This window comes from Chryseobacterium phosphatilyticum (assembly GCF_002899825.2).
GTDB lineage: Bacteria > Bacteroidota > Bacteroidia > Flavobacteriales > Weeksellaceae > Chryseobacterium > Chryseobacterium phosphatilyticum.
In genome coordinates, this window is record NZ_PPED02000015.1 from 1 (window position 1) to 1,950 (window position 1,950).

Annotated in this window: 1 protein-coding gene; it reads right to left on the minus strand. The window is 65.9% G+C overall.

Annotation, left to right across the window (positions count from 1 at the left end; translation table 11 throughout):
- Positions 1–360 precede the first annotated feature (360 nt).
- Positions 361–1,704 carry an IS1380-like element ISMex4 family transposase gene (locus C1631_RS25160; protein WP_043765794.1) on the minus strand — a complete coding sequence of 448 codons (1,344 nt, stop codon included), beginning with the start codon at positions 1,702–1,704 and terminating at the stop codon, positions 361–363.
- Positions 1,705–1,950: the final 246 nt, after the last annotated feature.

The following is a 1,950-nucleotide window of genomic DNA, read 5'->3' on the forward strand; positions in this document are numbered from 1 at the left end:
TTCCTGCATTGCGCCCTAAGGCGATCAGCGCAACGAGTGCGGTAAATAGAGCCTGGACACCGCCGACTAGATACGAGACCACTGCAGCATCGAAAATGGCAGCAGGGATGATCGGGAGTCCGCCACCATACGAATGAGATGAGATCAGTCCGAGCCGGACTGCCACGTTCATCTCGATTGCGAAAGCGGTGAAGCCAATCGGCGGCCCTAGCCCGCTTTATTCACCAGGGTTTGGCTGGCGACGTGTTTTGAGCTGAAGGCGAGCGGGATCGTGCGTCTGTCCTGACGCGTATGGATCTGGTTGTGCTGTCGGCGCTGGAGGGACGGGAGCGGTGTCGATGGGGCATCACGCCCCGTGGTTCAGGCTGGCGCTGGGGCGAGTGCGCCCGCGATATGGCGCAGCAAGTCGGCCTCGGGACAGGCGGCGGCGAAGGCGAGACGAACACGGGCAGTGGTCTCGTGGATGCGAGCCCCAAGCTTGAGCAGGCGCAGGCGGATCGTCGCGAACTCGGCCTTGGCCAGGCGATGGGGAGCCGGGATGGCGTCGCGCACGGTCAGCATCAGCCAATAGGCGGCGGTGTGCAGCACGAGCCGCATCTGGTTGGCGGCCGGATGCCGGCAGGAGGTGCGGTCGGAAGCGAGCTGGCCCTTATGGAGCTTGATCAGGTTCTCGGCCTGTCCGCGGGCGCAGTACAGCTCGGCGTAGAGCCATTCGGGCGTACCGGTGGCGATGTTCGTGACCACGTAGCGGATGTCGAGGCCAAGGCGGGTCGCCTCGATGCGGGCGGCGACGCGGCGGTGCTGCCGCCAGGATTTGGCTGCGTGCGTGGTCTCAGCAAAGCCGCGCACGGCATCTGTGTTGCTGAGGGCCCGCTCGACCCGGATGTGATCGGCGGTCGGCTCGACCTTGGCGGTGAGCGACTTGGTGCCGGTCAGGCCGAAGACGTAAGCGACGTCGTTGTCCTCGCACCAGTCCATCGCTTCGGGCCGCCCGTAATGGCCGTCGCCACGGATCGTGATCGCGGTCGTCGGCCAGTGTCGGCGGATCGCCCGGACCAGACGACGCAGATGGCCCCGGACTTCGCGACCCGAAGGCGTCTTGCCCGGCCGCAGGATCATCGCCACCGGGCGCGAGGTGGCGGTGTCGTAGACGTGGATGGGGAGAAAGCAGCGTTCGTCGTGGTGGGCGTTGAACAGCGACAGTTGCTGCTGGCCATGGACCACGTCGCAGGTGTCGTCGATATCCAGCGTGACAGCCGCCGGTGGCGCGGCGTAGCTGGCGCAGTAGAGGTCGACCAGCACCCGTCCGAGCCGGATCAGGTCACGCAGGCCCGGCGTGTTCTCCAGCCGCGAGACGGTGGGCTGGCTCATCAAGTCGCGTCCGCTGTCGGGTAGGCGACCACAGGCGAGCTTGAAGGCGGGATCGACGCGCAGGTGATCGAGGTCGTCGGCATCCTCGTACCCGCAGGCGATGGCCAGGATGCGCGCCAGCAGGATCTCGGGCAGAGGATGCACGATCCGGCTCGGGTCACGCCGGTCGGGGATCACCGCGGCGAGCTTCTCACCGATCTGCATCCGCCGGGCAGCCTGAGCGAGCAACAGGACGCCCCCGTCCGAGGTCAGGCGTCCGCCGTCGAAAGCAGCTGTGAGCTTCTTGCCTCGAACCGATGGAAACGCGAACGGCAGACACGTAGGATCGGACATGGCGGGCGTGGCGGGCTCGATCTGGTCTGAGGACTTGGCGTCAGCACCCAATCCCTAAGCCACATCAATGCTTTACGCTACGCTCGCCACCACAGATCCACTGCCCTCGTGAATAAGACGGGCTAGGCGGGTCGTGGAGCGAGAGAGGACGTTTCGAGAGCAGGAAGTCGCCGCGATCCTCTCAGCAGCCTCAGCGGTCAAGCCTGACGAAGAGAACCCTACCTTCGCTGCGGCCCGGCGATGGTG

Bases quoted from the DNA above. Each gene is read 5' to 3' on its own strand.
- C1631_RS25160 (WP_043765794.1), bottom strand. From the start codon at position 1,704: ATGTCCGATCCTACGTGTCTGCCGTTCGCGTTTCCATCGGTTCGAGGC.